At 39.3% G+C, this 18745-nt stretch carries 16 protein-coding genes; 2 read left to right on the forward strand and 14 right to left on the reverse strand.

Translation table 11 applies throughout. The features are described from left to right. Nucleotides 1-284: 284 nt before the first annotated feature. The 4 genes from B9A52_RS23365 to B9A52_RS26045 all read right to left on the reverse strand — a co-directional run bounded on the left by B9A52_RS23365 (nt 285) and on the right by B9A52_RS26045 (nt 5195). Nucleotides 285-1244, reverse strand: a complete 960-nt coding sequence (locus B9A52_RS23365; RefSeq protein ID WP_157370275.1) for a polysaccharide deacetylase family protein — start codon at nt 1242-1244, stop codon at nt 285-287. Nucleotides 1245-2082: 838 nt separating this feature from the next. Then, the gene (locus B9A52_RS23370) at nt 2083-3444 is read right to left on the reverse strand and encodes a hypothetical protein (protein ID WP_157370276.1); all 1362 of its coding nucleotides are present in this window, start codon (nt 3442-3444) and stop codon (nt 2083-2085) included. A 608-nt stretch (nt 3445-4052) separates the two neighbouring features. Further along, on the reverse strand, nt 4053-4877 hold the full coding sequence (locus B9A52_RS23375) for a glycosyltransferase family protein (protein ID WP_197687259.1): 825 nt from the start codon (nt 4875-4877) through the stop codon (nt 4053-4055). Nucleotides 4878-4883: 6 nt separating this feature from the next. Next, nucleotides 4884-5195: a hypothetical protein gene (locus B9A52_RS26045; RefSeq protein ID WP_197687260.1), complete on the reverse strand. Its 312-nt coding sequence runs from the start codon at nt 5193-5195 to the stop codon at nt 4884-4886. Nucleotides 5196-7244: 2049 nt separating this feature from the next. Between B9A52_RS26045 and B9A52_RS23385 the strand changes: the two genes are divergently transcribed. Together B9A52_RS23385 and B9A52_RS23390 are read left to right on the forward strand one after the other, a co-directional pair. Then, complete coding sequence (locus B9A52_RS23385; protein WP_084120666.1) at nt 7245-7586, forward strand: transposase; 342 nt, start codon at nt 7245-7247, stop codon at nt 7584-7586. After that, complete coding sequence (locus tag B9A52_RS23390) at nt 7586-8509, forward strand: DDE-type integrase/transposase/recombinase (RefSeq protein WP_084120665.1); 924 nt, start codon at nt 7586-7588, stop codon at nt 8507-8509. Before B9A52_RS23385 ends, B9A52_RS23390 begins: the two co-directional genes overlap by 1 nt. Before the next feature lie 319 nt (nt 8510-8828). Here the strand turns inward: B9A52_RS23390 and B9A52_RS23400 are convergent, their stop codons facing one another. From B9A52_RS23400 to B9A52_RS23445, 10 genes are all read right to left on the reverse strand, one after another. Then, the gene (locus tag B9A52_RS23400) at nt 8829-9881 is read right to left on the reverse strand and encodes a glycosyltransferase family 4 protein (protein ID WP_084122995.1); all 1053 of its coding nucleotides are present in this window, start codon (nt 9879-9881) and stop codon (nt 8829-8831) included. 6 nt (nt 9882-9887) lie between these two features. Further along, on the reverse strand, nt 9888-10928 hold the full coding sequence (locus tag B9A52_RS23405) for a hypothetical protein (RefSeq protein WP_231955392.1): 1041 nt from the start codon (nt 10926-10928) through the stop codon (nt 9888-9890). 249 nt (nt 10929-11177) lie between these two features. Next, complete coding sequence (locus tag B9A52_RS23410; protein ID WP_084122997.1) at nt 11178-12293, reverse strand: glycosyltransferase family 4 protein; 1116 nt, start codon at nt 12291-12293, stop codon at nt 11178-11180. After that, nucleotides 12293-13396 (reverse strand): glycosyltransferase, encoded by a 1104-nt coding sequence (locus B9A52_RS23415; RefSeq protein WP_084122998.1) that lies wholly within the window; start codon nt 13394-13396, stop codon nt 12293-12295. The genes B9A52_RS23410 and B9A52_RS23415 overlap by 1 nt, the downstream gene beginning before the upstream one ends. Continuing rightward, on the reverse strand, nt 13393-14340 hold the full coding sequence (locus B9A52_RS23420; protein WP_084122999.1) for a glycosyltransferase family 2 protein: 948 nt from the start codon (nt 14338-14340) through the stop codon (nt 13393-13395). The genes B9A52_RS23415 and B9A52_RS23420 overlap by 4 nt, the downstream gene beginning before the upstream one ends. Before the next feature lie 36 nt (nt 14341-14376). After that, nucleotides 14377-15333: a glycosyltransferase family 2 protein gene (locus tag B9A52_RS23425; RefSeq protein WP_084123000.1), complete on the reverse strand. Its 957-nt coding sequence runs from the start codon at nt 15331-15333 to the stop codon at nt 14377-14379. Beyond that, the gene (locus B9A52_RS23430; protein WP_084123001.1) at nt 15333-16541 is read right to left on the reverse strand and encodes a glycosyltransferase family 4 protein; all 1209 of its coding nucleotides are present in this window, start codon (nt 16539-16541) and stop codon (nt 15333-15335) included. Before B9A52_RS23430 ends, B9A52_RS23425 begins: the two co-directional genes overlap by 1 nt. Nucleotides 16542-16548: 7 nt before the next feature. Beyond that, nucleotides 16549-17418 (reverse strand): glycosyltransferase family 2 protein, encoded by an 870-nt coding sequence (locus B9A52_RS23435; RefSeq protein ID WP_084123002.1) that lies wholly within the window; start codon nt 17416-17418, stop codon nt 16549-16551. Further along, nucleotides 17408-18292: a glycosyltransferase family 2 protein gene (locus tag B9A52_RS23440; protein WP_084123003.1), complete on the reverse strand. Its 885-nt coding sequence runs from the start codon at nt 18290-18292 to the stop codon at nt 17408-17410. The genes B9A52_RS23435 and B9A52_RS23440 overlap by 11 nt, the downstream gene beginning before the upstream one ends. Further along, nucleotides 18285-18740: a GNAT family N-acetyltransferase gene (locus B9A52_RS23445; protein ID WP_084123004.1), complete on the reverse strand. Its 456-nt coding sequence runs from the start codon at nt 18738-18740 to the stop codon at nt 18285-18287. The genes B9A52_RS23440 and B9A52_RS23445 overlap by 8 nt, the downstream gene beginning before the upstream one ends. Between the last annotated feature and the right edge of the window lie 5 nt (nt 18741-18745).

Genomic DNA, 18745 nt, shown 5'->3' on the forward strand with positions numbered 1-18745 from the left:
AAATACTCGCAAATGGAATAAAAAAAAAGTAGGGCTAAAAAATATAAATTTTACAATCCCTACCTATACTGTTGACATCTTCATAAAAAATTTAGACGAAAAGTCGCTTAATCACCCGATTCAAATGTAGAGAAATAGAAAACAAAAAAAAATACCCTAAACAGGGTATTTTTTAGTCTTTAATACTTTTTTTTGACCTTGAATTTGTATTTTTAATGTTAAAACATAACTATTTGAAGAATATTTTAAAAACTCTATTTTTTACATCACCAAAAAAAATCATTTCACACAACTTTTATTGTAGCATTTTTCATATTCAAAGAGCGCATTCCATATGAATCCTGAAGTGAGTTAAAAAATTGGAACAGACCTTCCGTGTAGTGCAGATTTTCCTGAGGATATAAACCAAAATTATGTGGGTGCCACCAAAGGTGGTAAACATGACCTGCCTGTGCGGCTGATGCCATTTCATCTTTGATTCGTTTCAGTCTTCGCTGATGAAAAAGCCCATCTCCCCGATAAGGCCTCAGCAACCGCGAAGAAGGTAATAACATGGGTTTCCCTTCTTCCATTTCAGGCATGGGATAATGACTCATTTTTCCTAACCCGATTATGGTATCTCCAGTTCTAAAAAATCGTTTGAGTAAACCGCTGTTTTCGGTTCGTTTCCAAAACCAGTCTGATGGGTTGGACCTGATAAAATCAAAACCTTCCTGATAGGCGACCTGAATGACCTCATCATTATATTGATTTCTGGGAAATACCAACGATTGAAGATCCAATTGGAATTTCTCCTTTGCCAGTTTTTGAGAGGCCCGAAGATCTGCCCTGAACTGTTCGCTAAGCTGACCTTTTTCACAGGTATAATAATGGGCGAATGTATGGCTTCCGATTTCCTGACCGGGACAGGCTATTACTTCTCTGACCAGTTCCGGCGCAAACAAAGCTTCAGCAGGGACAAATTTCTCCCGCTGTATCCATTCATAAGGAGAATATTTTTTATTGCCATAAGTTGGCTGTTCCTTTGGGCAATAGTGCTGCCACTCCTCCATATTTTCTGCCATCAGGCTACCGACAGTAGCCCAAGTTGCCTCAATGCCATATTTTTCAAAAAGCTCAAGGATATAAGGGATCACTTTTCTGGTCTCCTTATAATAATTCAGACTTTCCTCCAAAGGATATTTGTCAAATCTCCCCCAGTGAAGTTCAAAATCCAGCGATATGGTAAAAATTGCCTTTTTCAAATTTAAATATCTAAAAAACCCCTTATTACGAAATTCAAGCTCCTAAGTTAACTTAAATTTGTAAATTTTCGCTTTGCCAACAAGTATAGTGGTTTTAGTCGTTGTATTTTGTTTTTTTCTGCCTTTTGCAGGCAGGCCTGCCTTCCTCCTCCTTAGCCCGCAGATTGAAGGGGACGGTAGCCCGGGGTCATGAAAGCAACGATTCAAGCAATTCCGGTCACAGATTCTATTTTTGGAACAAAACGTCTCTTTACCGAAATGTGGAACGCAAGTCAAATTAATAGGGTGTTTTATGATGCTCCATTAAGTGAGTAACGTCCAATTTATTCTTCTTTCATTTCTTCTCTTACTTTTTTGCTTGACCAAAAAAGTAACAAAAAAGTCAAGACAATGAGATCCTATCAGCGCACATGGCCAAGCCGGCCCGGCTCATTGTCTTCCTCCCCACTATCCTACAAATATAAGATTGGAGTTTAAATTAAGTTTTTTTTAGCAGCCCCGTAGTGGGCTAAATATCGGTAGCCCCGGGCAAGGTGCTTCGAAATATCTTCCGGTTTCTCCAATCCCCGTGCACCACCGCCCGGGGTCAAATTAGCGAAAGATTTTTCCCCGGTAGCCCTGTAGGGGCGTTAGATATAATTGCCCCAGGTAATGTACCGCGAAATATCTTTCGGTTTCTACCAAACCCCATGCACCGCAACCCGGGGTCATGAAGGTGACGTCGGAATAATTTCGGTCACAGATTCTATTTTGGAACACTGATCTTATTTACCGAAATGTGGAACGGGAATCCTATTCGGGTACTCACCTAAACTTCCATCTTCCACCATTCCTATTTTTAAAAATTCTTGGTTCTTGGTTCTTGATTCTTGGCTCTCTTAAAATTCATCCTTCCCCAAACCCCACCAAAGCAAAACAAATAAAAAAACAACATATACATACTCTTCATCCGCATAATGATCCCCAGATTATTGAGGGTGAAGGCAAAGGCTATCGCCATCAACAACCCAAAAATCAACCCCGCCCAAAGAAAAGGAGGAATGGGGAATTTAATATTCCTTCCAAAATAAAAAGGCAAAACAGCCAACAAACCCAAAGCCAGCGAAAGCGCTATACTGTTTTCCAATGCCGCCCCCATTTGCCAAACACCTGCTACCTCCCCCAAAAATGGCCGAAAAAACAAGGCAAAACCTTTTTCAAAAACATTATATGTCTCCATAGGAATTTCAGAACCTGCACCAAAATCCCTCAAAAAATCCATCTGCCCACTGCTAAAGGCCATCAAGCCTTTAATCGACAATTCTTCCAGGTGCATATATTGCAAAATCCGCCAAATACCCACTGCCATCACCACCGCCATCCCTAATCCCACACCTAATTTCAACCTTAGGGGAATCTCTTTTTGCCAAAAGAAATAAATCCCCAACATTCCCCCCAAAACCACTCCCTGCAAAGGCCGGACCCAAAAGGACAACAAAACCCCAATCCCCACTACTTTCCAATGATCCTCAAGGGAAACAAAACCCTTCAATGCCCAAACCAATCCCACCAACAACAAGGCCTCTTTCCCAACTCCCGCGGACCAAAAATGAAGGTTGGGCAAAAAGAAAATTCCGATCAAACCCCATTCCATCCAAGGTTTGATTGGCTTGATTCGAAGCATCCAGAAATATACTTCCCTGATACCCAAAAAAGAAAAAGCCGCATACAATACATCCCCGGCTAAAAAATCCAATCCCAAGACTTTGGCGGGTACATAATTCAGCCATTGCACAAAATGTGTCCGCTGACCCCAATACCCCATCCAATGATCCGGATTTTCCACCCCCTCAGCCTCCAATGCCCAATACCGCAACGCATCCCCACCGTTTTCTAGGATATAATAATAGAACACAAAAGCAAAACCGAAATGATAAACCCAAAGCGCTTGTAACCAAAGTCCATCCTTCTTGGACAAACCTCTCTTCTTCCCTATCCGCTGGTTGTCCCAAAGGAAAAAGGTGAAGAGGAGGGTTATGATTAGGTAGGTAGTGATGGTAGTGGGCAGTCTCAGTGGGCAGTGTGTCAGTCGCAGTAGGCAGTAGGCAGTCGCAGTGTGCAGTTGGAAATTTAGGAAATTAGGTGGGGTATCAGTTTTGGTTGAATTATGATAAATACTTCGCCTTGTCATGTCGATCCCGATTGCTATCGGGAGAGACATCTGTAAACCCTCAGGGTATAGACCTCTCTCCCGTACTGTTGTCGGGATCGAGGTGACAAGGCAAAGTTGGATAGTACTCTTGAATGCTTTTCTTGGTTCAAAAGTGCCAAAGACCTCTCCTTGTCATGTCGAACGTAGAGAGAAATCTGTAAAGCCTCAGGTTATTAGACCTCTCCTATCGTACCAATGACAGATTTTCGGAGCAGTCGTCATGCTGACGTAAGGAAGCATCTCATGAGGTTCAGTTAATGATAGAATTAACATAAATAGAACCTCTGGAGATCCCTCGTACCTCTGGATGACGGGCAGTTTGATGTCATTTTCTATTCTGTAAATGCCAATTTTCAATACTACCAATGACAGAATTCCGGAGCGTCACTCTGAACGTAGAGAAGAGTCTCCTGAGGTATAGGGGATTCTTCACTTCGCTGTAATATTTTCAGATTGCTATAAGTATTTCAGAAAGCTCGTTCAGAATGACGCAGAACCCGATGTCATTACCCTTTCTGTAAATGCCAATTTTCTCCACTCGAGGTGACAAGGACAAGTATAATTCTTCTCTTGAATGCTTTCTTTGATTCAATCGTGTCAAAAGCCTTTCCTTTCCCTCACCCCTCTCCCCCAAAATCCAAAACCTTTAAATATTGGGCAATGCTTGATTTAAGCCCAAAGTGGGCCAGGCCAAATTTATGAATCGTTTCAGGATGGATCGGTCCTAAATTTTCAAACCATGCCAAAAATTCCGCCTCCTTTCCCTTTTCATAGAAGCAGCAAAAGTTCTTGTCTTCCAGCAACTCCTCTGTATCTCCCACCTCCCGGGAAACCAAAACTGGCAACCCACAAAGTAAATATTCCCCCAATTTAATGGGCGCCAATCCGGCCAAACTCGGTGCCGGACTCCGCAAACTCATTCCCAAATCCGCGGCCATCAAGAACCTTGGAACATCAGCAAATGCTCCTGCCCTGACAATCAGGTGAGATTCGGATTCAGGTGAAACCCTATCTTTCAGATAGTCAGGATTTCGGGTAAGAATCAAAAATTTACCTTGGTTCCCCCTGGATAGAAAAGTTTCAAATAGCGCCAGCATTTCCTCTACCAAGTATGGTTTTCCCAAAGTACCGGTATAAACCCACAGGATGTCATTTTTCCCCAATCCCAATTCAGCCCTGACCTGATCCCTGTTTTTGGCATCAAAATAAAACATGGACTCATCCCGCCCGTTGCTGACTACATGGAATTTAGGGGCAAATTTTACTCCAATAGCCCCCAAATGAATATCCACGGACTTTTTGGATCGGGTTATCACATGGTCTGCCATATTGATGATCTTGCGTTCCTCCCGCTTCAGAAAGGTGTATTGGCTGGAACTGGCTTTCAGCCCTGAAAAGTCCACCCTTTCTTCCAAAGGCAACCCATCTGCATCAAAAATCACCTTGATCTATTTGCCTTTTAACCAGTCCTTCAGCCTGTTCACCATCATCGCCGGCATGGTGCTCCGGGGCATCAGAAGATTGATTTGGTGCTCCTTGACATAATTTCGGATATGGAACACACCACGATATACCGACAACAATGCCCCCAATACCGCCAAGGGTCGCCTGTGAATAGGTTGATGGCTATAATGCAATCCCATTTCCTCAGCTAATTTCCCTATCCGCTTCACCTCCGCAGCACCTGCCCAGGAAAACTGCATTACATGGCATGCTATGCCACCTTCTTCCTGAATTCCTTTCAGTATCGGGAAGAACAAGGATTCCAGGTAGTTGCTGCTATCTGAGTCCCAGGTGATGAAGAGAAGGTTTTTTTGCGGTTTGATGATGTTTTATTTTTTTGGGGCTTGCCTGCTAAACCTTAGTGAAGGTATATTCTCAATTTATCCAGTTTTCTTGTTTTTGTCATTTCGAACGTAGAGAGAAATCTAAATGCCTTTAGTTTTCTAAAAAGATTTATTGATGTCCTTTTAAGTGAGTTAAGTCCCCTTTTCGGAATTCAAAAACCTGTCTCTCATCTCATGTCTAATGTCTTGTATCTAAAAAATTTGGAACACAGCTCTCCTTTACCGAAATGTGGAACGCAGGTCTATTTAGAGGTTTGTTTTTTTGATGTCCTTTTAAGTGAGTGACGTTTACTTCATTTTTTTGACTTCTTCTCTCTTACTTTTTTGCTTGACCAAAAAAGTAACAATCCCGATAGCTATCGGGTCAAGACAATGAGATCCTATCAGCGCACAAGGCCAATGCCGGCCCGGCTCATTGTCTTCCTGCCCGCAACCCTGCTGAAATAAGGTTGGATTTAATACTGAGGTTTTTCTGCCACAGCCCCAAAGCGGGCTGAACTTTGATTAGCCCCGGGCAAGGTGCTTCATCAATCCTTAGGTTTACACCAACCTCCCTGCACTGCAACCCGGGGTCAGAAGGCGAAGATCGAGTCAATTTCGGTCACAGATTCTATTTTGGAACGATGACCCTTTTTACCGAAATGTGGAATGCAAACCCTATACGGGAGGAATTTGCAGACCTGTAGCACCTGTCCCGAGATGCATAATTTCGGTATTATTGGGGTAGACACCGGAGTTTGGAAACTCCGTACTCAGATGTCACGAAGCCAGAGTCTTCGGACAACGCAAGCAGCCCTGAAAGGGCGATTTATGATAGCCCCGGGTAAGGTGCTTCATCAATCCTTAGGTTTCCCCAAACCTCCCTGCACCGCAGCCCGGGGTATGAAGGCGACGATGAAGTAATTTCGGTCACAAATTCTATTTAGGAACACCGACCCTTTTTACCGAAATGTGGAACGTAAACCTAAATCGGTTAATTGATTATTGATGTTAAATTATGTGAGTAAAGTCCAATTCATCTTTTTCACATTAATTCTCTTACTTTTTTGCTTGACCAAAAAAGTAACAATCCCGAGCTATCGGGACAAGACAATGAGATCCTATCAGCGCACAAGGCCAATGCCGGCCCGGCTCATTGTCTTCCTCCCTGCTACCCCTACGAATTTGTGAAAGTGTAGAAATGAGATTTTTATTCCAACAGCCCCAAAGTGGGCTGAACTGTGATTAGCCCCGGGTAAGGTGCTTCACCAATCCTTAGGTTTCCACCAACTTCCCTGCACCGCAGCCCGGGGTCTTGAAGGCAACGATTTAATAAATTTCGGTCACAAACTCTATTTTGGAACACCGACCCTGTTTACCGAAATGTGGAACGTAAACCTAAATCGGTTAATTGATTATTGATGTTAAATTAAGTGAGTAAAGTCCAATTCATCTTTTTCACATTAATTCTCTTACTTTTTTGCTTGACCAAAAAAGTAACAATCCCGATAGCTATCGGGACAAGACAATGAGATCCTATCAGCGCGCAAGGCCAGTGCCGGCCCGGCTCATTGTCTTCCTCCCCACTATCCTACAGACATAAGATTGGATTTAATACTGAGGTTTTTTTGCCACAGCCCCAAAGCGGGCTGAACTTTGATTAGCCCCGGGTAAGGTGCTTCGAAATGTCTTTCGTCTTCCACCAACCTCCCTGCACCGCAGCCCGGGGTATGAAGGCAACGATTTAAGCAATTTCGGTCACAGATTCTATTTTGGAAAACCGAACCTGTTTACCGAAATGTGGAACGCAAACTCTATTCCTACCCTTTTTGATACCCAAAATCCAAATCTAAAATCATCAATCTAAAACCTGCAGGCAGGTCTACCTTTCCCAACCTTCATCCGTCATCCTTTCCTCATCTGTTCTCTCATGATATAGGTTGACACCAAAATTGTGGATAAATTTCTTAAATTGAAATTATCATGACAATAGATGAGAGGCGGAGAAGGCGTTTCAGCGAAGAATTCCGTAAAGAACAAGTCTGTCTGATCGAGAGTGGCCGGGTCTCAATAATTGAGGTAAGTAGGCTGCATGAGGTCAAGGTGGAGAGTGTGAAAAGATGGTTGGTCCGTTTCGGTAAGAAGAAGCTTCCAGAGAAGATAATTGTGACTACTGGCAGGGACATTGACAGACTGCGTGAACTTGAGAAGGAAAACCGCAGGTTGCTTGAGCTTATCGGCAGACAGCAAGTTGAACTTGTCTACCAGAAGGAACTGATCATTCTGGCCGAGGAAAAACTTGGAGAAAATTTCAAAAAAAAGTAATGGTCCCGTTGCTGATGTCGCTCAGGGGAAGTCTGTCAGTGCATGGGATTCCAATGGAAAGATTCTACAGCTATGTCGGCATAAGCCGGCAGGGTTTTTCGAAGGCCGCCCAGCGGTACAAGGAGGAGTGCCGGATGGTTGGGGAGTTTGCCGTACTGGTAAAGTCTTACAGACTGGAGAAAGATAGAAGGGCGGGTTCGAGATCTGTTTTCCACAACCTTGGGATCAAATCCGGGTATGGCATCGGGACAAACAAATTCGAGCGTCTCATGTCGTCAAATGGACTGGTGCTTCCGGCGCTGAACACGAGGATTGTCACCACAAAGTCTTCAATGCAGAGCTGGAACTATCCCAATCTGCTCAATGGACTGACTATCAACGATATAAATATGGCCGTGGTAGGTGATCTGACTTATATCAATATCTGTGGGAGGCGCTATTTTCTTTTCTGCCTGACCGATATTTACAGCGCAAGGATAGTCGGTTCCGGTTTTGGGGAAAGTATGAGGGCAGAGGATGCGAAATCCGCACAGGACCAATGGGTCGGACTCAGAGGGAAGGAGAACCTGATGGACTGCATCCACCACACAGATGGCGGGACCCAATATTTCTCGGCCCTCTACCTCGGAGGCCTAAATAAACTGGGAGTCCGCGTAAGCTGTGCAAAAAACTGTCTGATGAACGGATATGCCGAGCAGAGGAACGGACTGATCAAACACCATCTGGTGCCTACCATAAAGGCATGGGAAAAAGCAGGTCTGAAAAGAGAATTCGAAAGGATCATACATGTTTACAACTATGAGAGAAAACAGGAAGGCCTGGGGTGGCTCAGTCCTGTGGAGTTCGAGAAAAAGATTTCGGGCTTGTCTGAAAAACCCGGTCACACCCTATATGATTTCGGTCAAAATAAAAATGGGTTTTAGGAGGCATGAAGCGACCAAAAAGAGCCTTGAAAAAAGAGCAGCCCAAAAAAGTTTAGGCTGCCCATGGCCTCTGGCCTTTTCAGTCGATCAGGATCATTCCTTGAAAGGTTGCTCCCCAGCAGAGCCCTTCTCCGCTTATCCTGATAAATTAAATATAATTCCTACTTTTGGTTTTCACCAGAAAAGTTATCAACAAGGTTTGGGGTTTAGGTAGGGAACCTGTCAACCTATATCATGAAAGTTCAATCCTTCTACATCCCCAAATCTAAAATCATCAATCTAAAATCTACCTTTCCCTTCATCCTTCATCCCTTATCCTTCATCCTTTCCTCCCCCTCATCACCTCAAAATTCCCCCTCAACGTAAACCGCTCCTGAACCAACTCAAACCCCTTTTCTCCCAAACGCTTCCGCATGCCTGCATCACGTACCAGGGTCAATAAGGCCTCCTTCCATTCGGCTGAACCAGCAGCCAAAAAACCATTTTCCCCATTCCTCACTACCTCCACATTCATCCCTACAGGCGATGCCACCACAGGCAGTCCACAGGCCATATATTGAATCAATTTATAGGCACATTTGCCCCGCTCCCATTCATCGTCGGGCAAAGGCATAATGCCGATATCCATCTGCAAAATGGCCGCCACCTCCCCAGTCTCTGACCAGGGTATCATCTTCAAATCCCCCTGAAAGGAAAAACCATCATGCCCATTGACCAATAACAATCCGGCATTGGCTTCCCGGCAAACTTCTTCCAATTCCTGCTTGATGGCTTTCACATATTTCAAGGTCGAGGGAGAACCTATCCAACCTATCCAAACCTTACCGGATTCTTTCGCCTCCTTTTTTCTATATCGGGTGGGGTCTATCACTGTGGGCAACAAAATAACCGACCTTGCCCCGGATTCCTCGGCCCTTTTTGCCAAATATTCATTCCCCGCAAATACCATCCTCGCTCTTGCCATTACCCTGTCTATCTTTCTCCCCAATAAATTCCTGACCAAAAAATTCCCCTGTGTATCATAGCGGTGAAATACCGCATCATCATAATCCACCACATACCCCGGTCCCAAATGCGCCAATATCCATTCCGCCCAGGCCGGCAAGTAAGGAAACAACTCCTTTTCCACCCATACCAAATCATACCGCCAAGCCCCCATCAACACCCAAAACCTGTTCAGATAACAGCCCAATACATTCCATATTCCGGGCCTACGCCGCCTATATACATCCTTCAAATACTCCTCATTAAAAAAAGAAGCTACCCGCACCCCATACCCCGCTTCTTCCCACAAGGGTAAAAACTGATAGGTCCTCAACCTACTACTTGCACCCATGCGCGGATACTTGGGAAGAAAAAGGATTTTTTTCATTTTGATTTAGGGGGCCGCCGCCGCCCTCTTCTTCGCCTCAATAATCTCCTCCCTCCGCTGATAATACCTGATTTTTTCTTGCGCCCTCAAATGACGTAGATGTTTATTATAGGAAATCAAAAAGAAACAGAACAATAAGAAATAGATCATGGTCATGTTTTTCATACGCATGACTATACCAAGGTTACTCAGTGCATTCATAAAAGCTAAGGTTACAGGAACAAAAGTAATCATCCCGGCTTTTATAAAAACAGGCATATCTCTGATCGCTTCAGGTGTCCAATTCCGATAAATAAAAAAACTCAACCAAAGATAGAGTGCATTTTCAAAAGAACTCATAAAGGCCATAATATTATGGGCATCAAAAAACAAAGGTCTGAACATATAGGTAAATAATTTCATTGGCCATGAATAGGATGAAATATCCACACCTGAACCCACCCTCGCATTATTAAGATTTGAAACTTTGCTTTCAGAAAATGCCTCCATTGATTCTAAAGAAAAATCAGTCAATTTCAAAGCTGCAAGAGTACTATCCATCAATGAAAATGCAAAATACAATGCCAAGGCCCCCAAAATATATTTATATTCTTTTTTAATTTCAGTTCCTAATAAAATGGCTATTCCAGCACCTGCAATTAATGCCTGTCCCATGTGAGGTCTAGTGAAATAAACAAAAAATAAAGCAACAATAGCCATCCACCATCTTGATCTGTAATTCTGAATCCCAAATAAAAACAGTGCTATTCCCCAAAACGCGACTGAATCCTTCCCAACTCCTGATGACCAAAAATGTAGGTTTGGAAAATAAAAGATTAATGGAAATAAAGGAATGTTCAAGACTGAATGATTAGTAGGGAACAATTCTACTACCATAATAAAGATGTACCTGATCCCCATAAATCCTAAAAAACCAAATAGAATATTGCCGGTAACATAACTCAAACCCAAAACCTGACTTGGAAAATAACATAACCATAAAATGAATGTAGTCCCCTCACCAAAATACTTCATCCAATCAGGGTCGATAATTTTGACTTGTTCCATCCCAAATCGCCAATAACCTTGAGAGTCACCACCGAAATTTAAAATATAATAAGTAAAGAATAAACTAAAAAAAAGATGATAAAAAAGCAGATAATGTAGGTGCAACTCATATTTATGAGGCACCTTAAACCTCTTGGCCATGCTACTGTTGGAATTGACCAAGAAAATCAAACAAATAACTATTACTATAAGATCAAGCAATCTTTAAACTATTTATAAATGAAATCAAATTCTCTTCATTATGAAATTTTAACCTTTTTTTCCAAGCTCTGACAAATATAAATCTTCTAATTCCTTACAATATCTTTCAGAAGTGTAATTCTCCTTTGCCCTTAAATATCCTGATTGACCTAATTTTTTTCGCTTCAAAGGATCATGCAACAAATCTAGTATCTTTTCCGCCAATAATTTGGGCCTTTGAGGAGGAATTAGAAAACCTGTTACTTCATCCAACACAATATTTTTAAGACCGCCAACCTTTGTTGCAATAACCGGCAATTCATGTAGCATGGCCTCCACAGCTGCTAAGCCAAATCCTTCATGCGCGGATGGCAAGCAAAAAACATCCATGATGTTAAAAAATGGATTTGGATCATGATGATAGCCTACTGATATAAATTGTTTTTCAATTCCCATCTTTTTGGCAATGTCCTCCAACATCTCCAAATCAGGCCCTTTTCCAAGTAGCAAAAATTTAATTTTAGGAGAATTAATTATTTTAACCGACTCTAAAATATCTGAAAATCTTTTGACATCATTAAACACTCTTCCTACTGAACCAATGATAAAATCACCTTCTGAAATCCCATATTTTTCCTTCAAGCTTTTTGAATCCTTCTCATTACCTCTTGGTGGTATTGGCACTCCATTGTTTATCAACAAAACCTTTTTTTCGGATATTTTCACTTTCTTGATCAGAAAATCGCAGACTGCTGGAGAAATACCGATTATCTTATCTGATAACATTACAAAAATTCTTTGAAGATATATCGCTTTCTTGGATCTCGTAGTCGGTTCAGAAGTTTCCTCCAATATAATAATCGGAACATGACCAATTGACCCACCTATTGCAGCCATGGTCATTCCTTCAAAAATAGCTCCATGAATAATATGTGGCCTGAACCTCTTAATGACATTCAAAACATCTCTATGTTTTTGCCATTCAAAAGGATGTTTAAATGAACCAACTACAATCAATTCAACACCCAACTCTCTTAATTTATCAGCAATAGGGCCTCCTGCCCAAGTACAGATTATTTTTAATTCATATTTATCCTTGTCCAAGTACTCTGACAAAAACATTCTCCTCCTCTCAACTCCTCCTGATGAAATCGTTTCAATACAGTGTAGAATCCGGATTTTCATTAATCTTGATCGTTTTGGTAAATCTTCATTAATTGCTCAAGATAAGCTTCAACCGAAAACCTTTTGATCTCATTTTTTGCTTTTTCACCAAGTTGGAGTCTTTCGGAAGCTGACAAATCTGCCATTCTATTCATTGCATGGAATATTTCCTCTTCATTATTCGGATCAATTAAAACCCCACTTCCACTCCCTCCAATTACTTCTGAGGTTCCTCCATTTTTTGTGACAATTGATGGTAATCCAACTTTCATGGCTTCAATCAGTGATACTGAGGATCCTTCGGTATAGGAAGGCAAAACAAATACATCCGCTTTCCTTAAAAAAGAAAACACATCTTCTTGATATCCCCAAAAAATGACCTGGTCTTTAATCTGTAAATGTTCGCATAATTCAACAAGACTTTCCTTCTCCGGACCTTCACCCACAATCCATAACTTAAAATCAAAGGAGCTATTTGATTTATAAAGTAAAGAAAAAGCACTGATAAGACGCTCAAGATTTTTTATCTTAACTAATCTTCCTGTATAAATGAATTTGAATTGACTGCTTTGGTTTGAATCAATTCCTTGTGTGGAAACATTTTCTTCTGAGTTTCCTGTAATTTGACCTCCAACAGGATTATACAATACCTTGATTTTTTCTGAAGGAACTTCTCCTAATCGAACGATATAGCTTGAGACTGATTCTGAAATTGCAATGACAAAATGGGCTTTGGAGTAAACATATTTAAAGATCCACTTCCAATAACTATGGTGGTTTGGTAAGCCTATTTCTTCACCTATGATCATTGGTGTTTTAATCAGGTTTCCAATCAATATCCCATGAAAATTTGCTTCACTTCCTTGGCAATGGATTACATCAGGTTTAATTTGGTTTATCAATTTCCTCAATTCATAAAATATTGAAAAATTGGGAATTCTAGGAGACTTGCCCAAAACAATGACCTTTACTCCGGATTTTGATAAATTTTCAGCTACACGTCCTCCTTTTCCAAGTACGATAATGGTTACATCCGCAATCTTGTTAATCTCAGGTATGGTGTTATCCAAAACTTTTTCAACCCCACCAAAATCAAGCTCTGAAACTATCCGAACTATTTTCAATTTTTATAAATATATCTCACACAAAACTTCAAGTAATTTCGGAAGTGAAATTTAATCCAATCAGAATCAAAGATTTTCTTCAATACACTATCAGGGAATTTATAGGGAAAGCTCATTAGAAAAAAATTGTTGGGAATCTGAATTAAAATCCGGTTTATTCTCTGGATGTTCTCCTTTAGTGTATAAAAATTAAATAAGTTAAAGTATAAATACTTTGATATAAACTTGTTGAAATCCTTTTTTGAAACTTTTGAGGATTCAGCCGAATTTTCAAAATAATTCTCTTCTATGAGTTTACTGAAAACAGTTTCCTCAATTAAATACTGTTTTTGGGTAGCTCTTTGGGAATCATCTTGACCATAAAATACTAATTTATTTGATATATATATTCCATCTCCATAATAAAGCGAGGACCTCAACCAAACATCCACATCTTCCCCCAACTTTAACCTTTCATCGAACCCTGGGTTTTTGTCGAAAAACTCTTTTTTCAGAACAGTACCTGAGGTAAAAAACATAATATTGATTGGGGCTATCTTAAAATAGTTTGTGAGATGGTGGTATTTAATTGATTTCCCATCTTCAAGTTTTATAGAATCATATTTTGTCCCGATAATACCAACGGTTGGATTTTCAATCAATACTTGCCTTACTGCCGATAGATAATCTGGATGCCAATAGTCATCTGCATCCAAGAATGCCAGGTAATCAAAAGTTGCATTTTTTATTCCTTCGTTCCTTGCCGAAGAAACTCCCCTGTTAGGCTGACTTAATAATTTGACCTTATTGGCAAAATATCTAAGAACTTCATTTTCACCCCCATCGGTAGACCCATCATTAATCACTATAATTTCAAATTCCTGAAACTTTTGTTCCAATACAGAATCAATAGCTCTTTTTATGTATTTGGATTTATTAAATAAGGGAATTATTACACTAAACAATTTTTACGGCTTTCTAAAAAACTCTTTGAACATAGATTAACTCAAAAATCTTTTAAGCTTAATGGCATTATAAAAGCCAATCAATTTACTGATTGATTGAAATTTTGGTCCTCCAATGAACACCTCATCTTTTACATTGAGTTTTGAGATATTATCCTTTGCATTGGTAATCAATTCCGGATATAGCGGATACACATCATAGATAAATTTCAAAAACAATTTTTTCAAAACAGTTCTTGTTCTATTGCTATTCTCTACCTCCAATATATTGGATTGATAACTGAGATAACTTCCAAGCATTGACTTATATGCTCCGAAAGATTTTTGTCGGCTTACGTTTTGGGAATTTGGTAAACGATAAAAAACTTTTGCTTCAGGTTCAAATATCACTTTGCCTGATTTTAATAATACCCTGCAAAAAAACTCACCATCTTGATTCATTAATAAATCCTCCTTCCAATCACCTGCCTTTAGAATCAACTCCCGTGATGCAAGCCAAGAGCAGTTTGCCATCATCTGACCATTACTCCAATTATCTAAGAGCCATTCCAACCCTGATTCAGAAGATTTGTAATTGGGTCTATGCTCAAAATTGACATCTAGAATACTATCAGAAAAATGGGTCCACTTCCCAAAAACAACTGTATTTGAATCACAATCTTTTAATGCCTCTATTTGGTTTTTAATTTTATTTTTTTCCAATATATCATCCGAATCCAAGTATTGAATATATTCCCCTTTTGATTCCTGAAAACCCAGATTTCTTGCCGCAGAGGCTCCTTTTTTCTCCTGCTTTAAAACTCTGATTATGTTTGGATACTGACTGCTTAAAGTTTCAATAATTGAAAAACTGTTATCAGTAGATTGATCATCTACAACGATTATTTCAATTTTTGCCCAGGTCTGATCTAAAACTGATTCAATGGTTTCACCAATGAATTTTTCCGCATTATAGCAAGGGATAATTACTGAAACCAAATAGTCCTTCACCATCAATCCGAAAATTTCGGCTCCAAAATTTTTGATTCAAGTTTTTTGAACAAAACTTTTTGATCAAAATTATTTATCACAAAATCCCTCCCATTTTGTCCTAATTTTTTTAAAAGCTCAACATCATGGTAAAGCCATTTAATTTTCTCAGCTATTGATTTTAAGTCATTTTCCTCAAATACAAATCCGGTTTTTTCATGGAGGACCATTTCCTTTACACCACCCGAGTCTGTAGTCAATACCGGTAAATAAGATACCTGAGCTTCTAAAAGTGAAACACCTTGCCCTTCTCTTCTACCACTTGCGTCTGCAGTTCCCAAATACAGAAAGACATCAGAATTGCCCATCAATTCCTTCACCTGCCCATGTTCCTGTTCTCCCAAAACAGTGAAATACTTTTTCAATTCCAAGTCAGAAATTGATTTCAATAAACCTTCAAATAAGGCCCCATTTCCAACTATGGTAAAGTGAAACTTGTGAAAATTATTTTCAATTAAAAGTTTGGCAAGCTCAACCGATCGGTGAATACCTTTCAATGGAATCAATCTTCCTACCAATATCAAATTGATCCGATCATCTTGTAAATACTTTTTTTCTGAAATTTGCCAAGGATCAATGCCACATGGAATAACACTTATTTTTGAACCGGGGCACCCTAGATTGATGACCTGCTCTTTCATAAATTGAGATCCACAAAAAAAACCATCTCCATTTTTAAATAGTCTTCTATAAAATTGTTTGGAATACTTTTTAGGATTCACATCCAATCCATGAAACTGGCAAAAAATCTTTACCTCTTTTGAAAAAACATTGAAAAATTTTAACCTTTCATACAGCACTCCATTATTACCAAAATGGCACATCACTGTTTGTACTTGGGTATCAAGATTGTTTTTTCTGAAAAAGAGAATATGGTAAAACAACTCCAAATTAAGGTAATACCTAACAAACCCAATTGAGTTGACAACTTTGAATAAATCCTCAACCCTGAAAAAAAAGATGTTTTTTAATAAATACTTAAGCCTCACTTGGTAGCTGTTTGGAAACCCAATGAAAATATCATTTCCAGGTATAAATGAATCCAATTTCCCGCGAGATAACACTTTAGTAGATTTTGGCTGAACCGCATAAAAATAGTTTATCTGATCCCTAATAAAGGTTTCTGTTTTACTTCCCAAAAAATTAACAACAATAAAAAGTCTTGTCCTCATTTTATTCTTATCCAAGACTTCTTTTCTTTTTCAAAAAATTAAAATACTCTTTAATACAATCTGCAAAATTGGAGGAATCTTTTCTCTTTATGGATTTTAAGGCTAGTCGCAAATATTGAATAAAGACCTTAATTGCTCCATTCTTTTTACCTTTTAATTTATCAATCAAAAGCTTCCGGGTAAGGATTTTTTGTGGTAAAAAAAAAATTGACTGCCCCCTACTTTGAGGCCTGTCATGGATGATTGAAAATTCTGAACTGATATAGACTTGAAGTCCCTGATGTTTAATCCGATTAACATATTCCTCGTCTTCCCCATAATGATCGAAGACAGGATGGAACAAGCCCACTTTTCTAATTACAGCCGAGGGAATTAACCAGGCTGCGGCATTGATAAATTGCGAATGGTAGAAATTTTTCAATTCTTTCTTTTCAAAATCAATCAAGAAATCCGAACCAAAATAATCTTGAACATAATTCTTGAATTGAAAGTCCAAGACACCATCTTCATTGGCAAAGTGAATAGGCGAAATGATTCCTAAATTTTCAATCCTTGCAGTTCCATTGAGAACTTTTTGTAAAGAACCCTCAAAAAAATAAGCGTCCTGATTCAATAGAAAAATATAGGTTGCCCCACTATCTAAAGCTTTTTGAATTCCTAAATTATTCGCTTTTCCGAAACCCAGATTTGAATCCAAAGCCAATAAGGTGTATTCCGGAAAATCTTCCTTAATAATTCTTATAGTTTGATCTGAGGAAAGATTATCAACAATGACAACTTCAAAAGGAACATCAATCTTTTTTACACTTTCCAGACATTGTTTGATCCACTTTTGGCCATTATAGGTGACGACAACTACAAAAATCTTATCCCCCATACTTCAATCTAAGTCTAATAAACAGGAAGAAATCTGTCATAAAATCAATTAACCTCATGGATTTGAGATTGGACTTCATTCTTCCATAGATCTCATATTTTAATCGGGAGGCTATGATATTGACTGATGGATGTTTGAAATGTTTTTCCAATAACCTCAAATAAGCAATGATTTTATCCTTCTTTATTTTTTCATTTATATTGGACCATACGCCATCACCATGGACTCTATAAACTGCCATATTTTCATCCAGTCTTTTTATTTTTCCTTCCAAAGAAAGCAGCAGCAGCAACATATAATCTCCCACCTCTGATCTCAAAAACATCTCCTCCTGATATATTTTTGGAGTATTCCTAAAGACTATTGATGGGGTGTGAACAAAGTTTCCTTTAGCCAAATCATAAGTATCATATACTGATTTGCCTCTGTCTAATCGGTTGGCTGTAATATAATCATCCTTAAGAATCCCCTTTTCCAAAACCTGACATCCATGAAAACAAACTGAAAAATCAGGATTTTCTTCCAAGAATGATACTTGCCTCCTCAATTTCAACGGGTCTGTCCAATAATCATCCCCTTCACACAATGCTATATATTTTCCTTTGGCCTGCTGTAAAAAATTTGAAGCCATTCGCTGAGGCCCTATTTTAGAGTATTGGTTTTCTGACTGCAAAACCGGAAATACTTTATCTGGATATTTTTCTCCAAATTCCCAAATAATCTTTCTGGTACCATCAGTGGAACAATCATCGTGGATAAGAATCTCTACAGGAAAGTCAACATCTTGATTGATAAACCCTCCTAAAGCCGATCTTATATAATTAAAATGATTGAAGGTAATACAGCAGATACTCAGTAAAGGTGCACTATCCATCACAATTGATTTCTTTCTTCATAAGGATAAAAAGACCTCTGTCTTCAACCGGTACAAACCCGAACTTTTTATAAAATTTAATTGCCTTGGTATTAGATTGATGAACTTCAAGTTGAAGCTGATTGAAATAGTTCTTTTTACATGTTGATTCAAAAAATTCCAGCATCAAAAGCGCTAACCCCTTTCCCTGATATGCCGGTAATAGCCCAATGGAAGAAATAAAAGCGGTTTTTGAAATATTATCATTCATATAAAATGCCAATACCCCACAATCTTGATTACCGACTTTGGGTATATAAACATGTGCTTTCTCTAGGAGTTTTTTCGCATAATGAGGGATACTGACAATACTGCTGATGGTAGGAATATAAAATTCGTCGAGAAGAAATAACATATCTTCCACTCTTTTTGAATCCCCTTCAATTTTTTCAAGGTTTAATATTTCCATTAACA

Source organism: Aquiflexum balticum DSM 16537, assembly GCF_900176595.1.
GTDB classification, from domain to species: Bacteria; Bacteroidota; Bacteroidia; order Cytophagales; family Cyclobacteriaceae; genus Aquiflexum; species Aquiflexum balticum.

Bases quoted from the DNA above. Each gene is read 5' to 3' on its own strand.
- B9A52_RS23410 (WP_084122997.1), bottom strand. From the start codon at position 12,293: ATGAAAATCCGGATTCTACACTGTATTGAAACGATTTCATCAGGAGGA.
- B9A52_RS23390 (WP_084120665.1), top strand. From the start codon at position 7,586: ATGGTCCCGTTGCTGATGTCGCTCAGGGGAAGTCTGTCAGTGCATGGG.
- B9A52_RS23370 (WP_157370276.1), bottom strand. From the start codon at position 3,444: ATGTCTCTCCCGATAGCAATCGGGATCGACATGACAAGGCGAAGTATT.
- B9A52_RS23440 (WP_084123003.1), bottom strand. From the start codon at position 18,292: ATGGATAGTGCACCTTTACTGAGTATCTGCTGTATTACCTTCAATCAT.
- B9A52_RS23435 (WP_084123002.1), bottom strand. From the start codon at position 17,418: ATGGGGGATAAGATTTTTGTAGTTGTCGTCACCTATAATGGCCAAAAG.
- B9A52_RS23385 (WP_084120666.1), top strand. From the start codon at position 7,245: ATGACAATAGATGAGAGGCGGAGAAGGCGTTTCAGCGAAGAATTCCGT.
- B9A52_RS23405 (WP_231955392.1), bottom strand. From the start codon at position 10,928: ATGGAACAAGTCAAAATTATCGACCCTGATTGGATGAAGTATTTTGGT.
- B9A52_RS23425 (WP_084123000.1), bottom strand. From the start codon at position 15,333: ATGGTGAAGGACTATTTGGTTTCAGTAATTATCCCTTGCTATAATGCG.
- B9A52_RS23445 (WP_084123004.1), bottom strand. From the start codon at position 18,740: ATGGAAATATTAAACCTTGAAAAAATTGAAGGGGATTCAAAAAGAGTG.
- B9A52_RS23430 (WP_084123001.1), bottom strand. From the start codon at position 16,541: ATGAGGACAAGACTTTTTATTGTTGTTAATTTTTTGGGAAGTAAAACA.
- B9A52_RS23400 (WP_084122995.1), bottom strand. From the start codon at position 9,881: ATGAAAAAAATCCTTTTTCTTCCCAAGTATCCGCGCATGGGTGCAAGT.